We start from the raw sequence: 575 nt of genomic DNA on the forward strand, positions 1-575 counted from the left end.
GCTCAACGTGGTCGCGCGCGATGTCATGTCCGCTCGGCGGGACCTGTTGGCTCTCTGCTGAGAGGCTGCGCCTACTACGCTCGAACCGTGGAGCTACGTCAGCTGCGCTATTTCGTCACCGTCGCCGAGGAGCTGAACTTCGGCCGGGCCGCCGAGCGCCTGCGTATCGCGGGGCCGTCGCTGTCCCAGCAGATAAAGGCATTGGAACGCGACCTCAAGGTCACCCTGTTCGACCGTGACCGGCGTTCGGTGGCGCTGACCCAGGCGGGCACCGCATTGCTGCCCGAGGCGCGGGCGCTGGTCCAGCAGGCCGACGAACTGCGCAGGCGCGCACAAGGTCTGGCGGTATCGGAGCCGGTCCGGATCGGGTACGTGAACTGGTGCCCGACCGATTGGGCCGAGCGGGCCTCGGGGGTGGCCCAGGTGCGGGTGGACACCTGGGTGATGCCGTCCCACACGCAGGCCGCCCGGGTCGCCGAGGGCAGCCTCGATCTGGCGATCTGCTGGGTTCAGAACGCCGACCTGGAGTCACTGTCATTGCAGGCCAGGCTGATTGGGGCGGACCGGTTGTATGC

1 protein-coding gene is annotated in these 575 nt (G+C 68.3%); it reads left to right on the forward strand.

From position 1 onward, the window contains the following. Positions 1–87: 87 nt before the first annotated feature. The coding region (locus ACWGPE_RS19260) for a LysR family transcriptional regulator (protein WP_452049357.1) at positions 88–575 on the forward strand (488 nt) is incomplete at its 3' end.

The organism is Agromyces sp. NPDC055658, from assembly GCF_053618155.1.